The sequence below is a fragment of the Curtobacterium salicis genome (genome assembly GCF_011759505.1).
GTDB lineage: Bacteria > Actinomycetota > Actinomycetes > Actinomycetales > Microbacteriaceae > Curtobacterium > Curtobacterium salicis.
Genome location: NZ_JAAOYO010000004.1, coordinates 482,964 through 508,656 on the forward strand (window position 1 = coordinate 482,964; position 25,693 = coordinate 508,656).

The window sequence follows — 25,693 nt, forward strand, 5'->3', positions numbered from 1 at the left end:
GATGGCTGGCGAAACGATCATCACCGTGGTGGGGAACCTCACCGCAGACCCCGAGCTCCGGTACACGCAGAACGGTAAGGCCGTCGCGAACTTCACGATCGCGTCCACGCCGCGGACGTTCGACCGGCAGGCGAACGAGTGGAAGGACGGCGACGCGCTGTTCCTCCGGTCCAGCGTCTGGGGCGAGTTCGCCGAGCACGTGTCCGGGTCGCTGACGAAGGGCAGCCGCGTCATCGTCCAGGGCCGTCTCCGTCAGCGGTCGTACCAGGACCGCGAGGGCAACCAGCGCACGAGCATCGAGCTCGAGGTCGACGAGATCGGCCCGTCCCTCCGGTACGCCACCGCAGCGGTCACACGGGCCACCAGCGGCCGAACGGGAGGCCAGGCGGCTGACAACCCGTCCTGGGCTCCGCAGGGCGCTCAGCAGCCGCAGGCGGACACGTGGACGCAGCCCGGCGGCACGTACGACGACGAGACCCCGTTCTGATGGGAATCACGGCTCAGCGCGTCCCGAGTGAGCTCGAGCGGCGTGTGCTGTACAAGCTCAGCGAGCCCGTCACGACTGACGAGATGCCCGACCCGTTTACGCACGTCGTGGTCAGCCTCGGCAGCCTCGGTGACACGTGTGCGTTCCCCGCAAGCGCCAGTGGGGCGATCCTCGACTTCTTCGGCTTCGGCTTCGCGGACGGCCCGAACCGGTGGCTGACCGACGGGGAGCTCGACGACTACGTCGAGCATTGCATCCAGCAGCACGAGAAGGACGGCGGGGCAGGCACGACCGACTACGAGAGCAGGAGCAACGCATGACCGACACCCTCGAGCTCGACGACGAGACCGCCCTCGCCCTCGCCGCCGCACGAGCACGCCGCACCCTCAACGACGCACCGGGCCTCATCGCGTACGCCCGCAGCCTCGCCGTCCCCTCCCTCGGCGTCATGAGCGACGGCATGCCCCGGGCCACGTCGAAGGAGGCGCCGCTCCCGTTCCGCGCTGACGCGATCGACGACACCGACGACGCGTACGCCCGCATCGTGCAGTGGGTGACGAACTGGGCCGACCGCCTCCAGGTCAACCCACCCGCGACCGTCGTCGTCGTGTGGAAGCGCGACGGGCAGGAGCAAGGCTTCCGCGCCGAAGCCACCCCGGCCGGCGCCGGGCAGCTGGTGCAGATCCTCGTCACCTGGCTGCTCATCCGGTGGGACGCGATCCTCACCGACAGCGCCGGACCCGTGTTCATCGACGACGTGAACGACATCTTCCGAGCCCTGTCCGGCAAGTACCCGCGAGCACCACGACGACCCCGCGACGTCCACGCCCGCCAGTGCCCGGTCTGCGGAGAGCACGCCATCGGCGCGGTGTGGCACTCCGAAGACGTCCACGACGTCGCCGTGCAGTGCGAGGCGTGCACGTACGAGGTCCCGACGAAGACGTACCGGCAGGTCCTGGACTGGATCGGATGACGGCGGAGATCCTCACCCTCGACGCGGCAGCGAAGCGGATCCGCCGCAGCAAGCGGACCATCAAGCAGTGGGCCACCAACGGGATGGACACGGTGCTCTACCAGGGACGCCGGTACGTCCGCCTCGACGTCCTCGTGCAGTACGCGGCAGAGCACGGACGACGGCGAGGACGGGCCCGCGACTCGCCGTAAACCTGAACTGCCCTCCCAGTGTGTACACTGGCGCTAGCGAACCTCCACGCCGGGTCACCGGAACGGAGCAACCGAAGGCCCTCACCATCATGGTGGGGGCCTTCGTCGTACCCCCGGTGAGGCGTCGTTGCCCCGGGCCACGGGGCTGATCCGCCCGGCCGTCGGTGGCGAACGGATCCCGGGCCGGTGTTCTTGAGGGAGACGCCGGCCCATGACTTCGGCGGGGACGTCAACGCGGCCGCGCTGACCGCGAAGGACCGCCACAATCCGGACTGACCTGTCACCCCGGAGCGGTACCTGCGTCCCCGCCGTCCACCCTGTGAGGAGCAGCCGATGCCTCGAGGTGGAAGCCGCCGGCACACGGAGATGCGCGCCGAGGAGAAGACCCGGTGGCGCGCCGTCAACGCCCCCTGCTCCCTCTGCGGTCAGGCGACCATCGACTGGGACGCACCAGCGAACACGCCGGACGCCCTCGAGGTGGACCACACCCTGCCGGTGAAGACGCACCCGCACCTCGAGTTCGAGCCGTCGAACCGGAAGCCGTCGCATCACCGCTGCAACCGCGCGAAGGGCGCCGGCGCTGCAGCCCCCGGCATCGGCGTCACATCGGAGGCATGGTGATCAGGCAGTGGCTCGTGCGGCGCCGAGAGCAGGCGCTCGAAGAACTCGGCGAGGTGCTTCGCGCGCAGGATGAGAACCAAGCCGGGTACCTGGCTGGAGGCGACCGAAACCTGCTCGTCGCGCAGGTGGAGGCCATGTTCGAGGAACCGGGTGCTCGGCGCCGGCTACACCGCGCAGACCGCGCGCTCGATCTCTGGACGCTCGGCGGGCGCTGGTGATCTGCCACACCCCCGACTGCCCGGCATCACAGTCGGTAGACGAGTTCGGTCGGAGGCCCAGCGTGGAGCACGGTCCGATCACCCACTCCGTCCTCGGCACCACCGGACACCACCTCCTGAACCGGCACACCCGCGGCGAACTGCCCGACCACCTGCACACGTGGACACCGGCCGCTCTCGACCGGGCACACGCCGACCTGACCGCCGAGATCGACCGCACCACCCGGTACCTCGCGGCTCTCATCGACACCCGGTACACGGTCATCACCCACGGGGTGGACGGTGTGCACCCACGGTGACCGGGAAGCGTGCACCTGCCACCGCACCAGGACGAACCGTTGGCCGATCGCGGCCAACACCACTGACCACCTGCACGGCGAGGACGTAACCGACGCAGTCGGCTTCGGGGGCACCGCCAAGGCTTTCGACCGGGGACGGCATCCCGGCCGCCGTGCAGGCCAGACCTGAGCAATGAGAGGATCCCCGCATGGGAACGAAGCAGATGCTCGCGAAGTACCTCGCAGTGCGATCGCCGACTCGCCCTCACACCCACACGCGAAGTGAACGAGCCGTCGACGCCGCACTCCGAGTTCTGGAGAGCCCCCTACACGCAGCCACCGCGCTCTGGCGCCCCGCTGTGGTCATAGCAGCCACCAGCACGCTCGTAGCCGTCCTCCTGACCCGCTGAGGGGTAGGGGCGGTCAGATCGCCACGACCCCGAGCACGGGCCCAACCGCCGGGAGTGATCTTCCCCATCCGGGGTTGGGGTTCTCGTGACATCACGTCACGCGTCACGCGCACGAGGAGGTGTCACGCATGGTCTCGGATGAGGTGAAGCGGGCGGCTGCTCGTGAGCGGGCGCGGAAGTACCGGGCGCGGAAGCGTGAGTCGGAGGGATCGGCACGTCCTGAGCGGCGTGACGTTCAGCCGGGCAGGGTGATGCGCGATGCGGTGGACCGGTCGCTGGCGGCGATGAAGTGGTTGACGCCGTCGGATGACGGTGCGGTGTCGCAGGCTCGGCTGCTGGCTGAGCAGGTGGACGTGCTGACGGCGGAGGGCGCGACGACGAAGCTGCTGGCTGCGCATCGTGCGCTGTCGTCGGTGTTGGGGGCGCTGGCGGGAACGCCGACGATGCGTCTGCAGCATGAGCTCCGGTCGCTGCGTGCGGCGGGGCGGACGGACGAGGAGCCCGATGAGCGCGACGACGAGCAAGAGCGCCCGGACAGCGTCACGGCCATCCCGCGGCCGGCAGCCCGCCGTCCGGCGTAAGCGGTTCGGGTCGGTCACGCCGCGCATCTGGACGCGGCCGCTGCGGAAGCTGACGCCGGAGACGTCGCTCGGCTTCGACGCTGTCGCGTTCGCGGACTGGGTGCGCGACCGGCTCGAGCAGATCGCGGCGGCGGACCCCGATCAGGCGGATGTCCTCGAGATCGTGCCGCGGCTGCTCGAGTGGCAGCGGTGGCTGCTGATCCACGCGCTCGAGCTGCTGCCGGGCCCGGAGCTGATCTTCCGGTTCCGCACGGTCCTGCTGCTGGTGAGCCGCCAGAACGGCAAGACCGTGATCCTGATCTACCTGCTGCTGTGGCGGCTGTTCCAGGACGGCGCTCGCACGATCGTCGGGACGGCGCAGTCGCTCGACATCGCCGAGGAGGCGTGGGACGCGGTCCGCCAGGTGGCGGAGGCGATCCCGGAGCTGTCCGACGACGTGAAGAAGATCCGCACGGCGAACGGCCGGCAGGCGATCATCCTCGACACGAACCAGCGGTACAAGATCGCGGCGGCGAACCGTCGCGGCGGCCGCGGCCTGTCTGGCGACTGCGTCGTCCTCGACGAGCTCCGTGAGCACCAGTCGTGGGATGCATGGTCGTCGGTGTCGAAGACGACGCTCGCCCGGCAGCGTGCACAGGTGTGGGGCGTGTCCAGCGCGGGCAACGCGACGTCGCTGGTGCTCCGGCATCTGCGGAAGGTGGCGCTCGCCGCACTCGGCATCGACGAGATGCGTGACGCAGCAGAGGCCGCGGCTGACATCGACGATGACCTGCTGGACGACTCGGCGCTCGGCATCTTCGAGTGGTCGGCGGCGCCGGACGCCGATGTGCGCGACCGTGACGCGTGGGCGCAGGCGAACCCGTCCATGGGGCACACGATCACCGAGGCGGCGATCGCTGCCGCTCTCGCCACGGACCCGGAGCACGTGTTCCTCACCGAGGTGATGTGCCGGTTCGTGAACACGGCCGCAGCGGGCCCCTTCCCAAACCGCTCGTGGGAAGCCATCCGCGTGGAGCGCGTCGAACGCGATGCCGCCCGCACGGCCACGTACTGCGTTGACGTCTCGCATGACCGCACCTGGTCGTCGATCGTCGTCGCGTTCTGGGACACCGTCGGCCGCCGCCGCGTCGAGCTCGTCGCTCGAGCGCCCGGCACCGAGTGGGTCATCCCGTGGCTCCTCAGTCCGGACCGCAAGATCCAGCCCGAGCACGTGACGCTGCAGACCCGCGGCGCCCCGGTGTCCTCGCTCGTTGACGACTTCGCTCGCGCTGGCATCGAACTCGTCGAGTGGCAGGGCCCCGACCTTGCTCGGGCGTCGGGCGTCACGTTCGATGCTGTCCGCCGCGCGGTCGACGAGGACGACCCGCAGGTGGTCCTCACGCACGGGAACCAGCCGCCGCTGGACATCGCGGCGACGACCGCGGTCATCAAGCCGCTCGGTGACGGCTGGGTCATCGACCGGCAGAAGTCGCCGGAGGACGCCGCTCCGCTCGTCGCGGCGCTTGGAGCGCTGTGGCTGCTCAACACCAACCCCACGATCGTGCGCTCGGCCTACGAGGACGAGGGCGCGTTCGTGCTCTGACACATGGAGGTCGCCGTGGGACTGCTCGACATCTTCCGCGGCAGCCGACTGCCCGTCGACGAGGTCGCTCCGAACGGGGTTCCCGTCGAGTGGCGGGGCCAGTGGTTCGACCAGGTGATGGGCTTCTCGGTCGAGAAGCTGTGGGAGACGCAGCCGGCCCTTCGCACGGTCGTCACCTTCCGGGCCAGGAACGTCGCGCAGCTCGGCCTGCATGCGTTCGAGCGTCTCGCTGACGGGGGCCGTGACCGGCTCCGCGACGACCCGCTCGCGCAGCTCATCAAGCAGCCGAACGCGGACCAGACGGCGTACGAGCTGCTCTACGAGCTGGTCGCTGCGCTGGATCTCTACGACGAGGCGTACTGGGTCGTGGGGGAGTCGGACACCCCGTCCGGGTTCGAGATCCGGTCGATACCGTCGGGTTGGGTCACGGGTGTCAGGGGCGGCACGTTTTGGCGGCCTGACGCGTACATCGTGTCCCCGCCGGGGAAGCCGATGTTCGAGGTCAAGGCCGAGCAGACGATCGTGTTCCACGGCTGGTCGCCGCTGTCCGGCACGCGGGGCACCTCCCCGGTGAAGGCGCTCCGGCAGACGCTGGCGGAGCAGATCAACGCGCAGGAGTACCGCCTGCAGGTGTGGCAGCGCGGCGGCCGCGCTGGGACCGTGGTGACACGGCCTCAGGGTGCAACGTGGACGCAGGAGGCGCAGAACCGCTTCATGGCGGCGCTGAAGGAGCGGTTCACCGGGTCCGGTTCGGAAGCCGGCGGCCCGCTCCTGCTGCAGGACGGCATGACGATCGAACAGCCTGGCTTCTCGGCGAAGGACAACCAGTTCATCGACGCCGCGAAGCTGTCGATCGCGACGGTCGCGTCGGTCTACCACGTGAACCCCACGATGATCGGGCAGCTCGACAACGCGAACTTCTCGAACGTCCGCGAGTTCCGCCGCATGTTGTACACGGAGACGCTCGGCCCGCTGCTGGCGCAGATCCAGGACCGGGTGAACGCGTTCCTGGTGCCCCGCATCACGGACCGGGCGACCGCGTACCTCGAGTTCAACATCGGCGAGAAGCTCCGCGGCTCGTTCGAGGAGCAGGCCGCGGTTACCTCGACGGCGACAGGCGCGCCGTGGATGACTCGCAACGAGGCGCGGGCGCTAAACAACCTGCCTTCGGTCGACGGCGCGGACGAGCTGATCGTCCCGCTGAACGTCATCGAGGGCGGTCAGGCGTCACCGCAGGACGGTGGGGCTGCGTCTGGGACGCAGTCGGGGCCACGGCGCCCTGCGAAGCGCTCTCCGCTGCTGCTGAAGGAGCGGGCGACGCCGAAGCAGGTCAACACCGTGCGGGACGTGTTCGCCGCGTTCTTCGACCGGCAGGCGCGCGCAGTGCTGTCGGCTCTCGGCGCGAAGGCCGACAGCTGGTGGGACGAGGAGCGGTGGGTCAAGGAACTCTCCGCCGACCTCCTCGCCGCCGGCACACCGTTGACGGTCGACGCAGCGCGGAAGACGCTCGAGGACGCCGGCATCGACCCGGACACCTACGACGTCGACCGCACCGTGAACTACCTGAAGGCCGTCGCGACGAACACGGCGACCCGGGTCAACAAGGCGACGAAGGAGCAGCTCGACGCTGCCCTCGACGACGACGACCCGGACGCCGCTGACCACGTGTTCGACGTGGCTGCCGACTCCCGGGCTGATCAGTCCGGCCTGACGTACGCGACGGCCCTCGCTGGCTTCGCGACCGTCGAGGCGGTGCACCAGTCCGGCGGGTCCGGTGCGACCAAGACGTGGATCGTCACGTCCGGGAAGCCGCGCGCCGCGCACGCCGCGATGAACGGCGAGACCGTCCCCTACGACGACTCGTTCTCCAACGGTGCCGCCTGGCCGGGCGACGCTTCCGCTCTCGACGTCGACGACATCGCCGGCTGCACGTGCGATGTGCAGATCGACTTTCCCTGAGGAGGGACGATGACCACCATCAAGACGGCCCCCCTGCGGGGCGTGAAGGCAGGACCGGAGGACGGGCTCGCCGAGGGCGAGTTCCTCGTGTACCCGTCCACGTTCACCCGCACCCCGGACTCGTACGGCGACGTCGTCGCGAAGGGCGCGTTCACCGACACCATCACCGAGTGGAAGGAGTCGGGGAACGTCCTCCCGGGCCTGTACGGGCACCGGCTCGACGACCCCGACTTCTACGTCGCGTCCGCCACAGACCAGGGCGAGGACGAACACGGCTGGTGGGTGAAGGGCGTGTTCGACCTCGAGTCCCCGAAGGGCGCTCAGGTCTACCGACTCGTGAAGGGCCGCCGGCTGACGCAGCTGTCGTTCGCGTTCGACGTCCTCGACGAGGGGTCGGTCGAGCTCGACGGGGGCGAGAAGGCCAACGAGCTGCGGAAGCTCAAGGTCTACGAGTTCTCGTTCGTGCCGATCGGCGCGAACCAGGACACCAGCGTCGTCGCCGTGAAGGCCGCCGCCGATCGCCTCTTCACCGAGGTGAAGGCGGGTCGAGTGTTCTCCGCGAAGAACGAAGACGAACTCCGCACCGTGCTGACGTCGCTCGACGACGCCCGCGCCGGTGTCACCAAGCTCCTCGCCGAGCTCGACGACCCGTCCGCTGAGGACGACCCGTCGGGCGACGGCGGGGGAACCGAAAGCGAAGCCAGCGCCGGCCCGGCCAAGGACGAGGAGCCCTCCGGGGCCAAGTCCGAGGAGCCCATCCGAGCGTCCGTGGAGCTGCTCAAGATCCGCATCAACATGGAAGGAGCCCACTGATGGGCACCACGCTGAAGGAGCAGCTGAGCGCCGCGCGCAAGGCTGCATCCGACTACATCAAGGGCCTCGAGGTCGACGGCCACGAGATCACCGAGGACGAGCTCGGCGAGGCGCGCAAGAAGTCGGACCTCGTGACCGAGCTCGCCGGGAAGGTGGAGCGGCAGAAGGGCCTCTCCGACCTCACCGCCGGTCTCACCGGTGCCGTCGAGGACGTCCCTGAGGGCCGCCCCGCGAAGTCGCTCGGCGAGCACTTCGTCAAGTCGGTCGGCGAGACCATCGCTCGCCAGAAGTCCGAGGGGCGCCGCGTGTCGGCGCAGTCCTCGGAGTACAAGGCGGCGACGGACGTGCACATCACGCCCGGTCCGCTGGCGCCGGCGCTGCTCCAGGTCGACACGAACATCGTCACCGGTGTCCGTCGTCGCCTGACGGTCGCGGACCTCCTCGGCTCGGAGACGATCTCCGGCACGGCGCTGACGTACTTCGTGGAGGGCGCGCTCGAGGCCGGCGACTTCGGGATCGTCGCGGAGAACGGCCAGAAGCCGCAGCTCCACTTCGGCGACCCGGTGGCGGTCACCGAGGCGCTGAAGAAGATCGCGGCGTTCATCAAGGAGTCCGACGAGCTCGGCGAGGACCTGCCGTTCCTGAAGTCCGCGATCGACGGCCGGCTGCTGTACCAGCTGGGCCTGTTCGAGGAGAACCAGCTCCTCAACGGTTCCGGCACCGGCACGAACATCCGTGGCCTGCTGAACCGTTCGGGCATCCAGACGCTCACGTCGGCCTCGGCTGACGCGAACGCTGACACCCTGTTCCGAGCGATCACGGCCACGGCGCTGAACTCCGGTCTGGACGCAGACGGCATCATCATCAACCCGGCTGACTACCAGGCGCTGCGCCTGTCGAAGGACGCGAACGGCCAGTACTTCGGCGGTGGGTTCTTCACCGGCCAGTACGGCAACGGGACGATCCAGGAGCAGCCGCCGCTGTGGGGTCTCCGGACGGTCGTCACGCCCGCCATCGCGGCCGGCACGACGCTGGTCGGCGCGTTCGCGCAGTCGGGTTCGGTCATCCGCAAGGGCGGCGTCGCGGTCGAGGCCACGAACACCAACGAGGACGACTTCACCAACAACCGGATCACGATCCGCGCGGAGGAGCGTCTGCTCCTCGCCGTGCGCCGTCCGTCCGGCCTCGTGAAGGTCACCCTCGGCGCTGCGGCGTAGCACCCACCGGCGGGCGCGACCCTACGGGGTCGCGCCCGCTCCTACCCCTGCTCACGGAAGGAGCATCCGCATGGCGGACAAGCTGAAGACCTACCGAGTCGGCAACACCAACTGGCAGTACATCGAGGGCGAGCAGCCCGAAGGTGCCGTCGAGGTCGACGAGAAGTCGAAGACCCCGGCGAACAAGGCGCGAACGTCGGCCAACAAGGCCGTCGAGCCCGACACGAAGTAGGAGGCACCGTGGCCGACGACACCACCCCGCAGCCGTTCGCGTTCGCGTCCGCCGAGCAGATGGAGGAGCGCACCGAGGGGGCGATCCCGAAGGACCGCCCGTTCCTCGCCACCGCGCTCGCCGTCGCGACGCAGATGATCCGCGACCACTGCGGGTGGGTCGTCGGCCCGGTCGCCACCGACACGCTCTTCCTGGACGGGCCCGGCTCACGCCTGCTCGTCCTCCCCACGCTCCGCATCGTCGAGGTCACCGCCATCCGGCAGTCCGGGCAGCCCCTCGACTCGACCAGCTACCGCGTCTCGCGCAGCACCGGCATGATCCGGTCCGCGACGCCGTTGTCCGCCGAGTTCGGTGCGATCGAGGTCGACCTTCGGCACGGGTACGACCCGGTGCCGGAACCGATCGTCGACCTGACGCTGCAGATGGCCGCCCGGGCCCTCGGATCACCGCTCGGCGTCGTCCGTGAGCAGACCCTCGTCGCGAACGTCACCTGGTCGACGACGGCTGCCGGCGTCGCCGGCGGCACGGTGATCCTCGAGCACGAGCTCGCGGCCCTCGCCCCGTACACGCTGGGTCCGCTCCCGTGACGGCGTCGTTCGCCCGCGAGACGATCACCCGACTCCGGTACCCGACCCGCTCCGATCACGGCGTCGACGTCCCCGACTACCGAGCGACCGCCGGCGAGCTGCCGATCGGTCGGTGCTGGCTCGAACCGGCCCTGTCGCAGGAGTCCAACGACGGCCGCCTCGCGGTGTCCACCGGCTGGACCGTCGCCGCGCCGAAGGGCGCAGACGTCGTCTCCACGGACCATGTCCGCTACGAGGGCGTCGAGTACGAGGTGCTCGGCGACCCGCAGCGCGTGAAGTCCCCGACCGGCGCCCTGGACACCGTCCGCATCGTCTTGCAGCGCTGGGAGGGCTGATGGCCGGCAGCATCCGTGTCGAGCTGAACTCCGCCGGCGTCGTCGCCCTCCTGCAGTCCGAGGAGATCAAGGCGGAGCTGCTGCGCCGTGGCGAAGCGATCCAGGCGGCGGCAGGTGGCGCGCCTGACTTCGACGTGATCGCCGTGACGGGCCGTCAGCGTGCCGCCGTGTACGTCGCGACCGCGAGTGTCCAGGGCATGCTCGCCGAGGCCACCGACCGCACGCTCACGCGAGCTCTCGACGCGGGGAGGAGCTGACGTGTCTGATCTGATCGTCTTCCCCGACGTCGAGCAGGAAGCCGGCGACCATCTCACTGCCGCGTTCGCAGCGTCGGAGGCGTTCTCCGACGTCCGGGCGGCCGGGCGCATCCCGTCGCGCCGACCGCGCCGGTTCGTCCGTCTCCGGGCGACGGGCGGTCAGCAGCTCACCATCAACGTCGACCAGCCGACGCTCGTCGTCGAGGGCTACGCGGACACGGACACGGACGCTGCCGAGATCACGAACCTCGCCGTCGCGATCCTCATGCAGGCCGGACGCGACCGGCAGCTCGGCCGCGCCGCGGTCGTCTCCCCGGGCGTCGCCGTCATCGGCCGCCCCCAGAACCTGCCGGACCCGCTCACCGAGCAGGCCCGGTACACCGCGACCATCACGGTCGCTCTACGCGGGTCCCGCGCGTAGCACCACCCAACCGAACCGGCCGCCGACTTGGCGGCCTCTTCATGCTGCCCGGGAAGGGGCCCTCATGACGAACTCCGCCTTCAATGTCGTCAACGGCACGCCGGCCGCCACCGGCGGCGTGCTGTACGCACCACTCAAGACGGCGATGCCCGGCACCGCGGTCACCGCCATCCCCGACGGCTTCACCTCCGGCGGGTACGTGTCCGAGGACGGGCTCACGAAGTCCGAGTCGCGCGACACGAACTCGATCAAGGACTGGTCGGGCCTGACCGTCAAGAAGTCCCAGACCGGCTACGAGGCGACGTTCCAGTTCGCGTTCCTCGAGTACCTGTCCGAGCACGGCGCGAAGGTCATCTACGGCGCCGACGCGGTCGTGGTCACCCCGGCGACGTCGTCGCACGGCACGCAGATGCGTGTCGCGGTGAAGGGCAAGGCGTCCCCGCACCTCGCGTGGATCTTCGACATGGCCGACGGTGACGCGGTCATCAAGATCCTCGTCCCGGACGGGCAGGTCTCCGAGACCGACGACACCGTCTTCGGCAACTCGGACGCCGCCGGCCGCGGCGTGACCCTGACGGCCTTCCCCGACGAGGACGGCGTCTTCTTCTACGAGCTCACCGACGACGGCCTCAAGGTCGGCGCGACGACCGGCTCGTAGCCAGACCAGCGGGTCGGGGAAACCGGGACTCGCCCCGGCCCGCTGCCACACCCCCAGAGTCCCGATCGAAGGAGTCCCGCATGCCGTACCAGGTCCCCGCCTCGAAGGCGTCGATCAAGCAGAACCAGTTCGAGTTCAAGATGCCGGCGGGCAAGGTCGCCGACGTCGCCGCCGCGAAGAAGGCGGACCCCGCGCTCTTCGAGGAGTTCGAAGCCGCCCGGAAGAAGTGGGAAGCGCACGTCGCCCAGTTCGAGAAGGCCGACACCCGCACCTACTCGATCCCGAAGATGCAGTTCCTCCGCCCGAACCTCGTCGACAAGATCGACCCCGAGGCACCGAAGGTCGACGTCGTCCGCGACCTCCTCGAGCACTACCACCCGGGCTTCTGGGACCGGTTCGACGACATGTCCCAGGCGCTCGGCTTCTTCGAGGCGTGGCAGGCCGCATCGGGCACCGAGCTGGGGGAATCCTCGGCCTCCACCGACTCCTAACCGGGGAGCACGGAGAGGCCGTCCGCTACGACCTGTTCATGGCCGGGCGATCCCTGGATGACCTGGGATCGTCCGGCTTCTCGTGGATGGACCTGCGCGCCTTCACCCGGTACGCACCACACACATCCGCGTTCGCACGCTCCTACCACGGCGAGGCCGCGGCATGGGGGCCGACTGAGCACCTCCTCGCGACGCTCATCGACGTCGAGCAGATCGCGAACTGGCAGCGCGCCGGCAAGAAGGCCGGCCCCCGCCCGAAGCCGCTCCTCCGACCCGGGCAGCGGAAACGCATCGGCACCACGGTCCTGTCGCTCGACGCGATGGACAAGCTCCTGGGGTACTCGCCCCGTACCTGATCGGAGGCGACTGTGGCTACCGAGCTCGCAACCGCGTACCTGTCCCTCGTCCCCTCGCTGAAGGGCGCTCAGGGCGCGATCGCTTCGGAGCTCGGCGGCCTCGGCGGGGCCGGAGCGTCAGGTGGCCGTGCACTCGGCGGCGGGATCGTCGGCGCCCTGAAGGGTGCTGTCGCTCCCGTCGCCGGGATCATGGCCGGCGTCTTCGCCGTCGGCGCAATCGCCGGCTGGGGCAAGGAGCAGATCGACTCCCTGAAGCGCATCGAGCGGCTCAACGCTCAGAGCGCGTCGGCGATCAAGGCGACGGGCGGCGCTGCAGGCGTCTCCGCGAAGCACATCGAGGACCTGACCGGGTCGCTCGAGAACTCGACTGCCACGGAGGCGGAGTCGATCCAGGAGGGCGCGAACCTCCTCCTCACGTTCAAGAACATCAAGAACGGCGCCGGCGAGGGCAACGACGTCTTCGACCAGACCACCCGCGTCATGACGGACATGTCTCGGGCGATGGGTACCGACGCCAAGGGCGGCGCGATCCAGCTCGGCAAGGCGCTCAACGACCCGGTGAAGGGCATCTCCGCTCTCTCCCGCGTCGGTGTCACCTTCAGCGAGGACCAGAAGAAGGTCATCCAGTCCCTCGTGGACGCCGGCGACACCATGGGTGCGCAGAAGATCATCCTGAAGGAGCTCAACAGCGAGTTCGGCGGCGCTGGTGCGGCGTACGCGGCGACCTACGCCGGCAAGGTCGACCTCCTCGGTCACGCCTGGGGGACCTTCGGCGAGACGCTGTTCCAGAACGTCACCCCGGCGCTCGGCAGCGTCGCGTCCGGGCTCACCGGCCTCCTGAACAACGTCCTCACCCCACTCGCGGGTACCGTCTCGACCGGCCTCACCTCCGCGTTCGGCGTCGCGAAGCGCGCCACCATGGACTTCTTCTCCGGCTTCGCTCACGGGGTCGACGACATTGGCACGAAGCAGGGCTTTTGGCCTGGCTGGGGTGCTGAGGTCGCGGGCGTCTTCATGAAGGTGAAGACCGTGTCGCAGCAGGCGTTCGCGGCCATCGCGCCGTCGTTCGCTGCTCTGAAGCCTGTCTTCTCCGGGCTGGTGCCGCAGCTCGTTCAGCTCGCGGCTTCCCTCTCGCCGACGGCGATCGCCTTCCGGGCGCTGCAGCCGATCCTCCCCGCGCTCGGCGCCGCCCTCACGCAGGTCGGCATCGCGCTCGGGGACACGCTGACGGCGGCCCTGACCACGCTGCTGCCGCTGATCGTGTCGATGTCGGCGTCCCTGTCGACGAGTCTCACCGCGGCGCTCGTCGCGGTGCTGCCGCCGCTGACGAGCATCCTCGTCGCGCTCCTGCAGGTCATCACCCCGGTGCTGGCGTCGAAGACGGCTCTGCTCGCCCTCGCCGGCGCGTGGGTCGTCTGGAAGGGCGCGATGGCGGGTGTCGCCTTCGCGGGCGTCATCCAGGGTCTCGTCGCGTCGACGGTCGCGACGACGGCCAGCACTCGGGCGACGATCGCAGGCACGGCTGCGAAGGTCGCTGACAAGGCGGCCACGGTCGCTCTCGTCGCGATGTACGCGGGCGACTTCATCGTGAAGATCACCTCCGCGATCGCTGCGACGGTCGCGCAGACGGCTGCGATCATCGCGAGCACCACGGCGATGATCGCCTCCCGGGTCGCCATGGCCGCGGGGGCTGTCGCGACCGGGGCGGCGACGGCTGCTCAGTGGCTGTTCAACGCGGCGCTGAGCGCGAACCCGATCGGCATCGTGATCGTCGCGGTCGCAGCTCTCGTGGCGGCGTTCGTCTGGTTCTTCACGCAGACGAAGGTCGGTCAGGCGATCTTCGCCGGGTTCACGTCGTTCCTCCGCACCGCGTGGGACGCGGTGGTCGCTGGGGTGTCGGCGGCTGTGCAGTTCCTCGGCTCGTTCTTCGTGTCGCAGTTCAACCTGATGCGCGGCGTCGTGATGGTGCTGGTCGGCGCTGTACAGACCATGGCAGCCGGAGTCGCCGCCGGGTTCAACGTGGCGGTGGGCGCCGCCCGCAGTCTGGCCGCCGGCATCGGCTCGGCGATCGGCTCAGCGGTGTCGTTCTTCGCGGGGCTGCCGGGTCGGATCCTCGGCGCGGTGTCTGGCCTGGGCGGGATGCTCGTCAGCGTCGGCGCGAACGTAATGCGCGGCTTCATCTCCGGAGCGCAGTCCGTCGCCGGCGGCATCCGCGATGCGGTTCTCGCGCCGATCCGGAACTCGGTTGAGGCTGTGAAGAGCTTCCTCGGGATCCACTCCCCGTCGAGGCTGTTCCGCGACATCGGTGGGTTCGTCGGCGAGGGCCTGAAGCAGGGCCTCGCCGGATCCGCCCCGGGCGTGAGCAAGGCGACGAAGGACCTCGCGGCCGCCGTGTCGAAGTCGTTCGGTGCCGGCGAGATCAACCAGACGGTGAAGCAGTCAGTGCTGCAGGTGACCGACACCCTCACGAAGGGGCTGAAGCGTCTCGCCGGGCAGCAGGACAGGATCCTGGACCGCATCAAGGCGGCTCGGGAGAAGGTCCTCGATCTGCGGAAGGACAAGGCGGACTACGCCAAGTCGATCCGCGACGACGTCACCGGGTCCGTGAACGCCGGAGAGCAGACAACGGCCGGCGGGTACGTCGCGAACCTGCAGAACGAGATCGCGCAGACGAAGCGGTTCACCGCCGTCCTCGCGAACCTGAAGAAGAAGGGTCTCGACAAGGCCACGTACGACGAGCTCGCTCGAGGCGGCGTCGACTCGCTGGGCGTGGCGCAGTCGATCGCTGACAGCGGCAAGTCGGGCATCGCGCAGATCAAGAAGCTGAAGGGTCAGCTCGGGTCTGCGGGGTCGGCGCTCGGGAAGTCGACGTCGACCGCGATGTACGACGCCGGTATCAACGCGGCGACGGGCATCCTCCGCGGCCTGCAGGCGAAGGAACCGGCGCTGGTCAAGCAGATGAAGCGGCTCGCGGAGCGGCTGGTGTCGAGCATCAAGCAGGCGCTCGGCATCCACTCCCCGTCGCGTGTGCTGCGCGACCAGGTCGGCGCGCAGATCGGCGCCGGCGTGGAGACCGGCATCCGTGGCCAGTTCAAGTCCGTGGCGAACGCCATGGGTGACCTGGTGCGGATCCCGTCAGCTGCGGCGTACGCGCCTCGGCTGACCTCTCCGACGCTTGCCGCGCAGTCCGCTGCGCCGGCCGGTGCGGGGACGGGCGGACGGAGCGCATCGCTGACCGTGCAGAACTACGACAAGCCGTTCACGGAGCAGCAGCTCCTGAACGCCTGGCACAAGGTCGACGTTATGACCGGCGGCTGACGAGGAAGGTGCTCGGATGGATCAGGACACCATCGACGGAGGCGCACCGGGCTCGGTGATCGCCGCCGTCATCGACGGCAACGGGGACGTGTTCAACGTCATCGACGGCAACAACGGGGCGAACACTCCTGACCCGTCGGACCCACCGCTGCCGCCGATCCCGGGGCCGACGGACTCCCGGGTGCTGTCCCTCGAGTCCCTCGACGGCGCCGTGTCGGTGGTCCTCGCGGGTGGCCGGTCGGGCCGGGTGCTCATGCCCGGCGCGACCGGCCTCCGCCTCCCACCCGTGGACGTCGTCACCGGCACCACACCCGGCATGGCCGGGTCGTGGCTGCAGGAGGTGAACGTGCTCGAGCGGGAGGTGTTCCTCCCCATCGGGTTGTGGTCAGACGAGTCGCAGGCGGAGTTCTTCGCGATCCTCGACGAGTTCCAGGGCATCGTGTCCGCGTGGGACGACGTCGACATCGGCCAGGTCGGCACCTGCCGGCTGGTCGCCCGTTCGTCGAAGGGTGAGCGGGTCCTCGACGTCACCTACAAGGGCGGCATGGAGGGCGAGGAGGGCGGTGACGCGTCCGGTGAGGACTGGGCGACGTACGGGCTCACGTTCGTCGCCGTGTCGCCGTACTGGCACGCCCGTGAGCCGGTGGAGCGGTCGTACTCGATCGTCTCCGGTGAGGACTTCCTCGGCGACGGCACCGGTACAGCGCCGTGGCCGCGCAGCATCAGCCCCTCGACCGTCGTCGGCGAGAACATGCCGATCCCCGTCGAGGGCGACGTCCCGACGTGGACGGAGTACGAGGTCCTCGGCCCGGTCCCGTCGGTGACGGTCACCTACCCGGGTACGTCAGTCGACGTTCCCGGCGGTGTCCCCGCCGGTCAGATCCTCCGCCTCGTCACCGACCCCCGTGCACGATCCGCGCGGCTCGACGGCGCGATCGCGTGGGACCGCATCACGATGGGTGCCACGTTCGCGCCGCTCCGCCCGGGCGTGAACCGGGTGTCGGTGGTCCTCTCGACCGCCGGTGACGGTGCGGGCCTGGTGATGCGGTGGACGCCGCAGTGGAAGGCGGCGTGGTGAGCGGCAACTGGACGATCCAACCGCGCGACGTGAACCTGCGCCGTGTGTTCGACCCGGTGCGGTTCTGGTCGAAGCTCGACGTCGTCGAGCGGCACAACGTCCTCGCGGCGGTCCCCGGCGCCTGGTCGGTGACCGCACGCAACGAGGGACTGACTGGGCTGCTCACCGCTGGCAACGGGGTCATCCTGTTCCGCGGCGGCGTGAAGATCATGTCGGGGCCGATCGTGCAGATCGACCGTGGAGCTCAAGAGTCGACGGTGTCCGGCTGGTCGGATCTCACGCAGCTCGCTGGCCGCGGCATCCTCCCGGACCCGGCTGTGCCGGTCGCGTCGCAGACGAAGGCGTACGACAACCGGTCGGGTCCCGCGGAGACGGTCCTGCTGGGCTACACGGCGGCGAACGCAGGCCCGACTGCCCTCCCGGGCAGGCGCATCGCGAAACTGCGTGTGCCGGCCACGCAGGGCCGCGGGAAGAACGTGTCCGTGCAGGGCCGGTTCGATCAGCTGCTCGCCGTCGTCGCTGATGTCGCCGAGTCCGGCGGACTGCACGTCGACATCCTCCACAGCGAGGACGCGTCGGGCCCGTACCTCGAGGTCGTCGTCCGTCCGGTCGCTGACCTGTCGGGGAACGTCCGGTTCGGGACCGGCAACGACTTCACCGGTGCGACGATCGGCGATGACTGGTCGTACACGCTCACCCGCCCCACGGTCACGTCCGCGATCGTCGCGGGCGGCGGTGAGGGTGCCGCGCGGGTCCTCGTCGAACGCACCTCGGCGGACGCGGAGACGACGTGGGGGGCCCGCGTCGAGCAGCTCATCGACCAGGCGTCGACGACGAACTACGACGAGCTCGTGCAGGCCGGCGACGACGCCCTCGCGGACGGCGCGGAGCCGGTGTCCATCAGCTTCACCGTCGCTGACTCCGTCGACGTCCGGTACCGGCGTGACTGGCAGGTCGGCGACCGGGTCGCGGTCAGCCTCGACGGGCTACCCCTCACCGACGTGGTCCGTGAGGTCACGACGACGGTCGAGCGGTCGAACGGGCAGGCGACGGAGACGATCACCGGCGTCGTCGGCTCACGGGACGCCTCGAACTGGACCACGAAGACGAACAAGAACGTCGCGAAGGCGCTCCGCGCCATCGACCGACTGCAAGCAAGCTGAGGAGACCCGCATGGCTGAGACCTCGTTCCCGCTCGTCGGAGCGGACCTGTCCGACGACGCGTGGGCGCAGACCGTCGGCGCGTCCGGCTCCGGTGTCCTCGACGACTGGGGCAACCCGTACGCGATCGTGCTGAACATCAACGACACCGTGACCGTGAAGCCCTCCACCCGCGGTCCGGCCCGCGCGGTGGTGAACGGCTTCGGGCACCAGCTGGACGTCACGAAGACGCTCACCGTGCCGGCCGTCACCGCGTCGACGACGTACAACATCGGGTTGCTGTACGACCCCGAGAACGCGACGATGCCGGTGCTGCTGACGGTTCTGACCGCGCCGCAGCTCGCGCAGCTCGCACCCGGCCGGGTGTTCCTGCCGCTGCACAGCATCGTCCGGGCGGCCGGGCAGACCCTCGCCGCCGCGACGCTGCTGACGCTCCTCCCGGCGCTGCAGCCCCGGCTGCTGTCCGCGTCGAAGGACGCCGTGCTCGCCGCGAGCCCGCTGCGGTTCCTCAAGGGCACGACGATCGAGTGCACCGACGTGAAGCGCCCCTACCGGGCCGGCGGCACGCTGACGAGCCCAACGTGGGAGGCGGGCCCGACGCAGGGCACGTGGCAGGGCACCCGCACGGCGCAGAACGTCGGCAGCGGCCAGCGGGTCGCCGCTCTCACGTTCAGCCCCACGGTGGTCCGTGACGCCGGGTGGATGGACATGCAGGCCGGAGCGTTCAAGCTCGACGACGGCCACTACGTCATCTCCGCCACGATGAAGCTCGGCGCCCCCGGCTCCGACGGCCGGTCGTTCGTGGAGATCGCGCCGGCGAACGCGTCCGCGGACAGCCTCGCTCGAGCGCCGCTGCCCGACGGGGAGTACATCGCGACGGTGACGTGGAACGGCTGGGTGTCCGCGTCGAACCCACTCGCGGTGTGGCTGTTCCAGCAGCACGCGTCGACGGCGAACAAGCCGGACGTGAAGCTCTCCGTCACGCGCATCGCCTGACCCTGCCGTCCATCTGAGCCGTCCCTCCGGGGGCGGCTCTTCTCGTTGAAGGAGACCCATGGTCGCCAGATTCAGCGTCGGGAAGTCCTCGTACGGGGACCTTCGCGGCGTCGAGCAGTTTGTCATGTCGGCCCGGATCGCACTCCAGGTGCTGTCCGTCATCGCCGACTTCAACGCCTGGCAGCGCGACCGCGGCGCCATCGGGTTCCTGTCGGTCAACGAGGCCATGCGGTCCCGGGTCCGGCAGTCCGCGCTGTGGGCGAACCGGTTCATCCTTGGCGTCGCCGTCGCACCTCCGTTCACCTCCCGGCACGACGAGGTCCTGCACGGCAACGCGATCGACTTCGGCATCACGATGCCGGACGGCTCCAACCGGGCGCTGACCGCCGAAGAGTTCGCGAAGCTCCACGAGCTCGTCGAAGCCCGCGGCGGCACCCACACCGGCATCAACTTCGGCGAGCAGTGGCACCACGAGATGGCGACCCGCGCCGAGCTCCTGCCGCCGTACCCGAACGCTGCCGAGATCGTCGCGAACGACGTCAACCCGGCACCGCCGACGCCCGCGCCGGCACCCAACCCACCCGCACCGATCCCCTCGGAGGGCAGCGACATGCGACACGGACAGTCCAGCAAGACCCGCACCTACTACGACTTCGGCGAGCTCACCGCGCGCGGTACGGGCCGGAAGGCGCACGCCGTCGCGAACGCGAAGGCCACCCGCGGCATCGGCACCCTGTACCGGCGCATGACGCCGACGCAGGTCATCGACCTGCTCGAGGACATCCAGACCAACCGCGTCGACCTCGGCTTCCCGCGGTCGGCGCAGATCGACAAGCAGATCGCGAACGAGAAGGCAGCCTGACCATGGCAGACCACGAGGTCACCGAGCCGAAGAAGTTCGACGTCGAGGCGATCTGGTACCGAGGGCAGCGCGTCCTCAGGACCGCGCTCACAACGGCGCTCACCCTGCTGCCGCTGATCCCGCAGATCATCCAGATCGTGCAGGGCCAGTGGCCGGCGGCGACCGGGCTCACGGCGGTCGGTGTGCAGGCCCTCGCGATCAACTCGGCGCTGACCGCGATCATCGCCCTCCCGACCGTGAACCGGTGGCTGACCGCCATCGGTTTCGGGTCGACCCCGCGCGCGGTCGCGAAGGAGCAGGCCGCGGCGAAGTCGCAGGCGCTGCAGCCCGCGCAGTTCGCGCCGTCGACGCTCGACCTGCGCAACGAGCAGGCACCGTGAGCGGCCGCCGACTTCGCACCGCCGTCGGCCGCGCTTGGGGTGAGGACGTGCAGTACGAGCCGCACCCGTCGCTGTACGTGACGCTGACGGTGAAGTACGCGTTCCTCGCCGTCTACGGCGTCCTCACGGCCGTGTTCGGCATCACCACGGTGGCTGTCACCCTGGGCCGGGCGTGGTCGGTGGGGATCCCGGCGATCATCATCCTCGCGTCGGTGGGATCGATCGTCGGCGTGCAGGTGTCCCGCCGGTACCGGGAGCGGCTGCCGTCGCGGCACCCGCTGCCCGAGCGGGTGCTCCTGATTGAGATCCTGTCCGAGTACGTGCTGATCCTGAGCCTGTTCGCCTACGCGGTGTCGATCATCGTCCGCACCCACGCGGACGGGGACTGGGAACGCCTCGCGTATGCCGTCCTGCCGATGGCGGTGTCTGTCGTCCCGTTCTACCGAGCGTTGCACCTTTCGGAGCGCGAGGAGGCGCCCAAGCCGAAGGAGCGCACGTGAGCGACGCCGTCCTCATCGCCCTGATCACCGCTAGCGGCGGGTCCGTCGGCGCCGTGCTGCTGTTCGTCCAGCGTCGTCTGCCCCCGCGCCCCGCGTCCGCGCGTGACGTCGCGATCACCGAGGTGTGGACCGAGCTCCGCGCCGTCCGCGAGGACCTCGACACGGTCATCCGTGAACGCGATGCCGAGCACCTGATGGTCACCATCCTCACCGACTCGAACGACGCGCTGACCGCCGCCGTCGAGCGGACGAAGCCGCCGATCGTGTTCACCGCGATCGAGCAGCAGAAGATCGACCGCGCCCGGGCCGCTCGGCAGGCACGTGACGACAGCGCCTGGCCGACCGGCGCCCGACCGACCACCGCATGAGCCGACGCCGTCGGCCAGACCCCAGGAAGTGAGTGCCGATGGCCACCACCTTCACCCGTATGCTGCAGCGCGGCACGACCGAGGCTGAGATCCTCTCGTCCTCTGATGTGCCGCTCGCCCGAGAGATCGTCGTCGCATCGGACACCGGAGCGTTCTGGATCGGCGACGGCGTGGACCCCGCGTCGGCCCTACCGAAGCAGGGCCCGATCACGGTCAATCAGGAGACGGGGATGGCGACCCTGCCTGAGGGCAGCATCATCCCCTTGGTCGACCAGACGACCTTCCTGCTGCCCGATGTGATGCGTGCAGCTCTCGCGATGACACTCGGTGATCCGGCCACTGTCGAGGGAGCCGCCGTCGCGAAGACACGCGGCCCCGCTGGCCCCGCAGGACCTGCAGGCCCTGCGGGTCCTGCGGGCGTTGCTGGCCCCGCAGGATCGGCCGGGCCCACCGGACCGGCAGGCCCCACGGGAGCCGATGGTGTCGCCGGCACCCAGGCTCGCACTCCCGCGTCTGTGACCGCGATCGCCTGCTGGGGCGATTCGATCACGGAGATCGGGGTCGGTACTGACTCCTACCCGGACCTGCTCGCGCAGCTCACCGGCGTGCCCGTCTACAACGGCGGGAAGTGGGGGCAGTCCTCACCCCAGGTCGGCGCCCGTCAGGGCGGAATCCTCGCGCAGCTGACGTTCAGCGGTGCGCAGATCCCGACGTCCGGCTCCGTGACCGTCACGGCCGACATCAACCCGCTCGGCGGGTCCTACAGCGGATCGCGTCTCGGCTCGTCTCATGGCGTGCCCGGCACGCTGTCGTGGGATCAGCCGTCCAACACGCTCACCTTCTCGCGCACGACGCCGGGTGCTGCGGTGCCGCTGTCTGGTGCGGTGAAGTTCGTGCCCGCGGACGCGACCAGCGTCTTCAACAGGGAGGCCGTCCAGGTCTTCGCCGCCGGACGCAACGGCGCGCAGGACGTCACCGGCAACGTGAACGCCGTGCGGCGCATGGTCGCCTACGCGAACACGCGGTTCCTCGTGCTGAGCGTTCTGCCTTGGGCGGGGCAGGTGTCCCCGGACGCGACGAACTACGCGTACCTCGAGGCGTTCCCCGAGCAGTACCGGGACGTCGGCGCGTGGCTGCGAACGGCGGCGGCGGCGACGTCGGCTGGAATTACCTTCACGACTGATGACCAGTCGGACATCGACGCGGGGCTGACGCCGCGGTCGTTCCGCCAGGACGACGTGCACCCGAACGCGGCGGGCCGCCGGGCCATCGCGACCTTCGTGGCGAACGAGATGGTGAAGCTGGGCTGGGTGTCGCTCTACATCGCCCCGGCATTGCCGACCGCGGCGACGAACCGCTGGGACCTCAGTGGGCGTGCGGCCGGGCAGCAGATCGCCTCCGTGCCGCCCCTGACGGGAACGGTGCAGCTGACACAGGGGACCGTGGCGTCGCGGCCGACCGGGGTCGTGGACTCGCTGTTCAAGAGGAACCCCGCGCTGGTGTCGTCGACGACGAGCATCGGCGGGTATCTCGGAGCGACCCCTGGCATCGCCACTGTGACGGTCGTCGGCCGCCTGACCGACGCGGCAGACGCGAACGGGAAGCTGTTCCTCAACCTCCTCGGCGTGCTCCTCCGGGTCAACGGCGCGAAGTTCGGGACGTACGCGACGTCGGGAGGCGCTGCGATCAACAGCACCCTGACCGCGGACACGGCGCCGCACGTGTTCACCCTGGTGATGAGCGGCGCGACCGCGGCGCTGTGGATCGACGGCGTCAAGGTCGGTTCCGGTACGGCTGCTCCGTCGAACGGCCAGTTCAACGTCGGCGGTGGTGCAGGCTTCGAGGTTCTCGACCTGGTCTACAACGACTCAGCGCTGTCCGATGCGAACGTGACGTCGACCGCAACCTCGCTGCGAAGCGGCTACGTGAAGTAGAAGGCAAACGCCCCCGGGCATGGTTTCGGCCATGCTCGGGGGCGTTTCGTCGTTTGCTACCAGCGGGAGCCAGCGCTGAGTGGTCGTCGACCGCGGCGGCGCTGTGGACCCCGGCTGGCTTTCGCGATCTCGGCAGGCAGCTCCTCCGGCGTCTCGGCATTCGTCGAAAACTGAATCGTGAGGACGACGACGAGCGACCAACTGAGCCAGTCGATCGGGCCCAGGGACCACGGGCGCTCGGTGAGTGCGCAGATGAGGATCGGCACCAGGAGGATGCTCACCTGTCCGAGGTGGCCGCGGTTCGCACGGAGCGCGATGATCACCGCGGCGAAGAGCAACACGATGCCGAAGATCCCTGCGACGAAGTAGGACTCGACGAATTGGTTGTGGGTGGAGTAGCCGGCGGCGTGTGCGATCACGCGGAAGTTCACCTGATCACGCCAGAACTCTCCGCCGTGTCCGATGAAGGGCTGCTTCGCCATCTCACTGAACGCGGTGCGCCAGAGCGCGACGCGGCCGGTGAACGCCTCGGGCGAGAGGGGCAGAAGCGGCAGGATGCCGACGCCGACGCCGAGAACGGATGCGGCGAAGATGGCGAGCCGCAGGGAACCGGTGCGCAGTGCGGCGCGCTTGTGGATGGCGCAGAGGATCAGCCCACAGGCGGCGGCAATCGCGCCGGTTCGGGACCCACTGCTGACGGCGAGGACTGCGGCCGCGGTCGCGAACAGCAGCTGGTGCTTGCGGAGCCCGAAGTAGAGCACGGGGATCGCCATCGATGCGAGGAGCCCGAAGGCGTTGTTGTTGTCGGCGACGCCGGAGAAGAGGAACCCGAGCGCGCCGCACTTGCGGAGGCCGCAAGACTGCGACACCGAGCTCGCTGCGACGAGCGACCCGAGGAGGCTGAGCACGATGAGGAGCGCCAAGCCGATGGCTGCGCCTTCAAGGACCCCACGGCCGCGAGGGACGAAGACCGCCGCGATGAGGACGAGGAGCAGGGTGATCACGCCGCCGTTGGCGAGGCTGCTGCCGTAGAGGGATCCGAAGATCAGGCCGAGGACGACGAGCCCTGCGATCGCGGCGGGTGCGAGGTTCGGTTTCGACGACATCTTGAGGGACGCGGCGAGCACGATCAGCGCGAGGACGGCGAGAAGCGGCGACGCAATCGTGTTCACCTTCGCGGCTGTTCCGCCGTAGGAGACGATGCCGTTGTAAAAGCCGTCGAGGATGACGGACCGGCTGCCGAGGAAAACCGATGCGGCGGTCGTCGCGTTGGGCAGGAGGACGGTTATCAGGCCGAGGACTGTTGCGGTGGTCCACTGCTGCCGGTTCCACATCGGCCGGAGGGCCCGGATGAAGAGGACGGCCATGACGAGGCCGAGAACGCCGAAGCCGAGCGCGTAGGTGCTGTTCATCGTCGTCCCCCGGTCACGCGGATCAGTGTGTCACAGACCCTCATGTTCTTCGGTCTTTGCTCCACTCACCGCCGAGGCTTCAGCGTCCGCGGCGTGACGCGTCCCCGCTCGAGCCAGACACGGTGCGCGAACCCCATGTGGACGAACTGCACGAGCACCCGGTCATCGGTCGCGGCGTCGACGAAGCCGGGGATCCGCTGCCAGCCGGTCCGGGTGAACTCGACCTCGACGTAGACGGGTGAGTGGCTGACCCACTCGGACCACTCGACGCCCTCGATGCCGATCGGCTGGTCCTCTGGCGGGTCCGGGTGCTCTGGTGGGGACCACTGGTACTGTGGCATGCGGGCATCGTGCCCCGAGCCGCCGACAGCGCCCCCAGTCGAGGGCTACTCAAATCTGTCCGCTGTGGCTAGGCTCAGGCCGGTTCACAGCTTCCCGAAAGGCACCCTCATGCGCTCCGCAGCATTCCTCGCTGTCCCTGCCGTCCTCGCGATTGGCCTCCTCGCCGGATGCTCAACGTCGCCCGCGAGCAGCTCGAACGGCACCGTCAGCGACAGCAAGCCCTCCTCAGCAGCCGCCACTCCGAAGGCAACGAAGGAGGCTGCGGCGACCCCGAAGTTCGGCCAGACCTTCACGTTCAAGAGCGGCCTGGCAGTGTCCATCGGCGCACCTGCCGCCTTCACCCCGTCGACCTACGCAGCCGGTGCTGCGGCGAACAACGTCAAGATGACGGTCACCGTGACGAACGGCTCGGACAAGGCCGTTTCGCCCGCGATCTTCCAGTACACCGCGACCGCGGCCGGTCAGGCAGGGGACCCGGTCATCGACTCTGAGCAGCACGTCAACGACTACTCGACGGGCAACGTCGCTCCTGGTGCGTCCGCGACCTTCGACATCGGGTTCGGATTCGCGGGGTCCGCCGACGGCGTCACGGTCACCCTCGACCCGACCGACTTCGTCTCGAAGCCGGCCACCTTCACCAGCTGACTCCAGCCGCACGCCGACGCCCGCCAGGAG

At 69.5% G+C, this 25,693-nt stretch carries 33 protein-coding genes; 30 read left to right on the plus strand and 3 right to left on the minus strand.

Annotated elements, in window-relative coordinates; genetic code table 11:
* Position 1 precedes the first annotated feature (1 nt).
* The 29 genes from E9228_RS14640 (at position 2) to E9228_RS14785 (ending at position 23,264) form a co-directional block, all read left to right on the plus strand.
* Positions 2 to 487, plus strand: a complete 486-nt coding sequence (locus tag E9228_RS14640; protein ID WP_166781256.1) for a single-stranded DNA-binding protein — start codon at positions 2 to 4, stop codon at positions 485 to 487.
* Complete coding sequence (locus E9228_RS14645) at positions 487 to 807, plus strand: hypothetical protein (RefSeq protein ID WP_166781257.1); 321 nt, start codon at positions 487 to 489, stop codon at positions 805 to 807. The genes E9228_RS14640 and E9228_RS14645 overlap by 1 nt, the downstream gene beginning before the upstream one ends.
* Positions 804 to 1,460, plus strand: coding sequence for a hypothetical protein (locus E9228_RS14650; RefSeq protein ID WP_166781258.1), 657 nt, complete (start codon positions 804 to 806; stop codon positions 1,458 to 1,460). The genes E9228_RS14645 and E9228_RS14650 overlap by 4 nt, the downstream gene beginning before the upstream one ends.
* Positions 1,457 to 1,651, plus strand: coding sequence for a hypothetical protein (locus E9228_RS14655; RefSeq protein ID WP_166781259.1), 195 nt, complete (start codon positions 1,457 to 1,459; stop codon positions 1,649 to 1,651). Before E9228_RS14650 ends, E9228_RS14655 begins: the two co-directional genes overlap by 4 nt.
* Before the next feature lie 333 nt (positions 1,652 to 1,984).
* Complete coding sequence (locus E9228_RS14660) at positions 1,985 to 2,272, plus strand: HNH endonuclease (RefSeq protein WP_166781260.1); 288 nt, start codon at positions 1,985 to 1,987, stop codon at positions 2,270 to 2,272.
* Positions 2,266 to 2,490: a hypothetical protein gene (locus tag E9228_RS14665; RefSeq protein ID WP_166781261.1), complete on the plus strand. Its 225-nt coding sequence runs from the start codon at positions 2,266 to 2,268 to the stop codon at positions 2,488 to 2,490. Before E9228_RS14660 ends, E9228_RS14665 begins: the two co-directional genes overlap by 7 nt.
* A gap of 62 nt (positions 2,491 to 2,552) precedes the next feature.
* Complete coding sequence (locus E9228_RS14670) at positions 2,553 to 2,789, plus strand: hypothetical protein (protein ID WP_166781262.1); 237 nt, start codon at positions 2,553 to 2,555, stop codon at positions 2,787 to 2,789.
* Between the two features lie 517 nt (positions 2,790 to 3,306).
* The gene (locus E9228_RS14675; protein ID WP_166781263.1) at positions 3,307 to 3,759 is read left to right on the plus strand and encodes a terminase small subunit; all 453 of its coding nucleotides are present in this window, start codon (positions 3,307 to 3,309) and stop codon (positions 3,757 to 3,759) included.
* The gene (locus tag E9228_RS14680) at positions 3,683 to 5,341 is read left to right on the plus strand and encodes a terminase (protein WP_166781264.1); all 1,659 of its coding nucleotides are present in this window, start codon (positions 3,683 to 3,685) and stop codon (positions 5,339 to 5,341) included. The genes E9228_RS14675 and E9228_RS14680 overlap by 77 nt, the downstream gene beginning before the upstream one ends.
* Positions 5,342 to 5,356: 15 nt before the next feature.
* A complete protein-coding gene (locus tag E9228_RS14685; protein ID WP_166781265.1) occupies positions 5,357 to 7,300 on the plus strand; it encodes a phage portal protein in 1,944 nt (647 codons plus the stop codon).
* A gap of 9 nt (positions 7,301 to 7,309) precedes the next feature.
* On the plus strand, positions 7,310 to 8,113 hold the full coding sequence (locus tag E9228_RS14690) for an HK97 family phage prohead protease (RefSeq protein WP_166781266.1): 804 nt from the start codon (positions 7,310 to 7,312) through the stop codon (positions 8,111 to 8,113).
* Positions 8,113 to 9,330 (plus strand): phage major capsid protein, encoded by a 1,218-nt coding sequence (locus tag E9228_RS14695; protein WP_166781267.1) that lies wholly within the window; start codon positions 8,113 to 8,115, stop codon positions 9,328 to 9,330. The genes E9228_RS14690 and E9228_RS14695 overlap by 1 nt, the downstream gene beginning before the upstream one ends.
* A 70-nt stretch (positions 9,331 to 9,400) precedes the next feature.
* The gene (locus E9228_RS14700; protein WP_166781268.1) at positions 9,401 to 9,562 is read left to right on the plus strand and encodes a hypothetical protein; all 162 of its coding nucleotides are present in this window, start codon (positions 9,401 to 9,403) and stop codon (positions 9,560 to 9,562) included.
* 8 nt (positions 9,563 to 9,570) lie between these two features.
* Positions 9,571 to 10,149: a hypothetical protein gene (locus E9228_RS14705; RefSeq protein ID WP_166781269.1), complete on the plus strand. Its 579-nt coding sequence runs from the start codon at positions 9,571 to 9,573 to the stop codon at positions 10,147 to 10,149.
* A complete protein-coding gene (locus tag E9228_RS14710; RefSeq protein WP_166781270.1) occupies positions 10,146 to 10,484 on the plus strand; it encodes a hypothetical protein in 339 nt (112 codons plus the stop codon). The genes E9228_RS14705 and E9228_RS14710 overlap by 4 nt, the downstream gene beginning before the upstream one ends.
* Positions 10,484 to 10,741, plus strand: coding sequence for a hypothetical protein (locus E9228_RS14715; RefSeq protein ID WP_166781271.1), 258 nt, complete (start codon positions 10,484 to 10,486; stop codon positions 10,739 to 10,741). Before E9228_RS14710 ends, E9228_RS14715 begins: the two co-directional genes overlap by 1 nt.
* Before the next feature lies 1 nt (position 10,742).
* Positions 10,743 to 11,162: a hypothetical protein gene (locus E9228_RS14720; RefSeq protein ID WP_166781272.1), complete on the plus strand. Its 420-nt coding sequence runs from the start codon at positions 10,743 to 10,745 to the stop codon at positions 11,160 to 11,162.
* 64 nt (positions 11,163 to 11,226) lie between these two features.
* Entirely contained in the window at positions 11,227 to 11,820 is a 594-nt protein-coding gene (locus tag E9228_RS14725; protein ID WP_166781273.1) for a phage tail tube protein, read from the plus strand.
* A gap of 80 nt (positions 11,821 to 11,900) precedes the next feature.
* A complete protein-coding gene (locus E9228_RS14730) occupies positions 11,901 to 12,311 on the plus strand; it encodes a hypothetical protein (RefSeq protein ID WP_166781274.1) in 411 nt (136 codons plus the stop codon).
* Between the two features lie 38 nt (positions 12,312 to 12,349).
* Positions 12,350 to 12,667 (plus strand): hypothetical protein, encoded by a 318-nt coding sequence (locus E9228_RS14735; protein ID WP_166781275.1) that lies wholly within the window; start codon positions 12,350 to 12,352, stop codon positions 12,665 to 12,667.
* Positions 12,668 to 12,679: 12 nt separating this feature from the next.
* The gene (locus tag E9228_RS14740) at positions 12,680 to 15,985 is read left to right on the plus strand and encodes a phage tail length tape measure family protein (RefSeq protein ID WP_166781276.1); all 3,306 of its coding nucleotides are present in this window, start codon (positions 12,680 to 12,682) and stop codon (positions 15,983 to 15,985) included.
* 16 nt (positions 15,986 to 16,001) lie between these two features.
* Positions 16,002 to 17,063, plus strand: a complete 1,062-nt coding sequence (locus E9228_RS14745; RefSeq protein WP_166781277.1) for a phage distal tail protein — start codon at positions 16,002 to 16,004, stop codon at positions 17,061 to 17,063.
* Positions 17,060 to 18,226, plus strand: coding sequence for a Gp37-like protein (locus E9228_RS14750; protein ID WP_166781278.1), 1,167 nt, complete (start codon positions 17,060 to 17,062; stop codon positions 18,224 to 18,226). The genes E9228_RS14745 and E9228_RS14750 overlap by 4 nt, the downstream gene beginning before the upstream one ends.
* Before the next feature lie 10 nt (positions 18,227 to 18,236).
* A complete protein-coding gene (locus tag E9228_RS14755) occupies positions 18,237 to 19,220 on the plus strand; it encodes a hypothetical protein (protein WP_166781279.1) in 984 nt (327 codons plus the stop codon).
* 58 nt (positions 19,221 to 19,278) lie between these two features.
* Complete coding sequence (locus E9228_RS14760) at positions 19,279 to 20,082, plus strand: M15 family metallopeptidase domain-containing protein (RefSeq protein WP_166781280.1); 804 nt, start codon at positions 19,279 to 19,281, stop codon at positions 20,080 to 20,082.
* Positions 20,083 to 20,084: 2 nt separating this feature from the next.
* A complete protein-coding gene (locus tag E9228_RS14765; RefSeq protein ID WP_166781281.1) occupies positions 20,085 to 20,462 on the plus strand; it encodes a hypothetical protein in 378 nt (125 codons plus the stop codon).
* The gene (locus E9228_RS14770; RefSeq protein WP_166781282.1) at positions 20,459 to 20,962 is read left to right on the plus strand and encodes a hypothetical protein; all 504 of its coding nucleotides are present in this window, start codon (positions 20,459 to 20,461) and stop codon (positions 20,960 to 20,962) included. Before E9228_RS14765 ends, E9228_RS14770 begins: the two co-directional genes overlap by 4 nt.
* Positions 20,959 to 21,330: a hypothetical protein gene (locus tag E9228_RS14775; RefSeq protein WP_166781283.1), complete on the plus strand. Its 372-nt coding sequence runs from the start codon at positions 20,959 to 20,961 to the stop codon at positions 21,328 to 21,330. Before E9228_RS14770 ends, E9228_RS14775 begins: the two co-directional genes overlap by 4 nt.
* Before the next feature lie 515 nt (positions 21,331 to 21,845).
* On the plus strand, positions 21,846 to 23,264 hold the full coding sequence (locus E9228_RS14785; RefSeq protein ID WP_166780852.1) for an SGNH/GDSL hydrolase family protein: 1,419 nt from the start codon (positions 21,846 to 21,848) through the stop codon (positions 23,262 to 23,264).
* A 56-nt stretch (positions 23,265 to 23,320) separates the two neighbouring features.
* Here E9228_RS14785 and E9228_RS14790 read toward each other — a convergent pair whose 3' ends face one another.
* From E9228_RS14790 to E9228_RS14800, 3 genes are all read right to left on the minus strand, one after another.
* The gene (locus E9228_RS14790; RefSeq protein ID WP_166781284.1) at positions 23,321 to 24,676 is read right to left on the minus strand and encodes an O-antigen ligase family protein; all 1,356 of its coding nucleotides are present in this window, start codon (positions 24,674 to 24,676) and stop codon (positions 23,321 to 23,323) included.
* 65 nt (positions 24,677 to 24,741) lie between these two features.
* Positions 24,742 to 25,017: a hypothetical protein gene (locus E9228_RS14795; RefSeq protein ID WP_166781285.1), complete on the minus strand. Its 276-nt coding sequence runs from the start codon at positions 25,015 to 25,017 to the stop codon at positions 24,742 to 24,744.
* Between the two features lie 84 nt (positions 25,018 to 25,101).
* On the minus strand, positions 25,102 to 25,338 hold the full coding sequence (locus E9228_RS14800) for a hypothetical protein (protein WP_166781286.1): 237 nt from the start codon (positions 25,336 to 25,338) through the stop codon (positions 25,102 to 25,104).
* On the opposite strand from E9228_RS14800, the gene E9228_RS14805 reads away from it, so the two are divergent.
* Entirely contained in the window at positions 25,331 to 25,663 is a 333-nt protein-coding gene (locus E9228_RS14805; RefSeq protein WP_166781287.1) for a hypothetical protein, read from the plus strand. The two genes, E9228_RS14800 and E9228_RS14805, sit on opposite strands and share 8 nt — an antisense overlap.
* Positions 25,664 to 25,693: the final 30 nt, after the last annotated feature.

Coding starts and splice junctions, on each gene's coding strand:
- E9228_RS14640 (WP_166781256.1), top strand. CDS start 2: ATGGCTGGCGAAACGATCATCACCGTGGTGGGGAACCTCACCGCAGAC.
- E9228_RS14645 (WP_166781257.1), top strand. CDS start 487: ATGGGAATCACGGCTCAGCGCGTCCCGAGTGAGCTCGAGCGGCGTGTG.
- E9228_RS14650 (WP_166781258.1), top strand. CDS start 804: ATGACCGACACCCTCGAGCTCGACGACGAGACCGCCCTCGCCCTCGCC.
- E9228_RS14655 (WP_166781259.1), top strand. CDS start 1,457: ATGACGGCGGAGATCCTCACCCTCGACGCGGCAGCGAAGCGGATCCGC.
- E9228_RS14660 (WP_166781260.1), top strand. CDS start 1,985: ATGCCTCGAGGTGGAAGCCGCCGGCACACGGAGATGCGCGCCGAGGAG.
- E9228_RS14665 (WP_166781261.1), top strand. CDS start 2,266: ATGGTGATCAGGCAGTGGCTCGTGCGGCGCCGAGAGCAGGCGCTCGAA.
- E9228_RS14675 (WP_166781263.1), top strand. CDS start 3,307: ATGGTCTCGGATGAGGTGAAGCGGGCGGCTGCTCGTGAGCGGGCGCGG.
- E9228_RS14680 (WP_166781264.1), top strand. CDS start 3,683: ATGAGCGCGACGACGAGCAAGAGCGCCCGGACAGCGTCACGGCCATCC.
- E9228_RS14690 (WP_166781266.1), top strand. CDS start 7,310: ATGACCACCATCAAGACGGCCCCCCTGCGGGGCGTGAAGGCAGGACCG.
- E9228_RS14695 (WP_166781267.1), top strand. CDS start 8,113: ATGGGCACCACGCTGAAGGAGCAGCTGAGCGCCGCGCGCAAGGCTGCA.
- E9228_RS14700 (WP_166781268.1), top strand. CDS start 9,401: ATGGCGGACAAGCTGAAGACCTACCGAGTCGGCAACACCAACTGGCAG.
- E9228_RS14715 (WP_166781271.1), top strand. CDS start 10,484: ATGGCCGGCAGCATCCGTGTCGAGCTGAACTCCGCCGGCGTCGTCGCC.
- E9228_RS14725 (WP_166781273.1), top strand. CDS start 11,227: ATGACGAACTCCGCCTTCAATGTCGTCAACGGCACGCCGGCCGCCACC.
- E9228_RS14730 (WP_166781274.1), top strand. CDS start 11,901: ATGCCGTACCAGGTCCCCGCCTCGAAGGCGTCGATCAAGCAGAACCAG.
- E9228_RS14735 (WP_166781275.1), top strand. CDS start 12,350: ATGGCCGGGCGATCCCTGGATGACCTGGGATCGTCCGGCTTCTCGTGG.
- E9228_RS14745 (WP_166781277.1), top strand. CDS start 16,002: ATGGATCAGGACACCATCGACGGAGGCGCACCGGGCTCGGTGATCGCC.
- E9228_RS14755 (WP_166781279.1), top strand. CDS start 18,237: ATGGCTGAGACCTCGTTCCCGCTCGTCGGAGCGGACCTGTCCGACGAC.
- E9228_RS14760 (WP_166781280.1), top strand. CDS start 19,279: ATGGTCGCCAGATTCAGCGTCGGGAAGTCCTCGTACGGGGACCTTCGC.
- E9228_RS14765 (WP_166781281.1), top strand. CDS start 20,085: ATGGCAGACCACGAGGTCACCGAGCCGAAGAAGTTCGACGTCGAGGCG.
- E9228_RS14790 (WP_166781284.1), bottom strand. CDS start 24,676: ATGAACAGCACCTACGCGCTCGGCTTCGGCGTTCTCGGCCTCGTCATG.
- E9228_RS14795 (WP_166781285.1), bottom strand. CDS start 25,017: ATGCCACAGTACCAGTGGTCCCCACCAGAGCACCCGGACCCGCCAGAG.
- E9228_RS14800 (WP_166781286.1), bottom strand. CDS start 25,338: ATGGACACTGCCAGGCCGCTCTTGAACGTGAAGGTCTGGCCGAACTTC.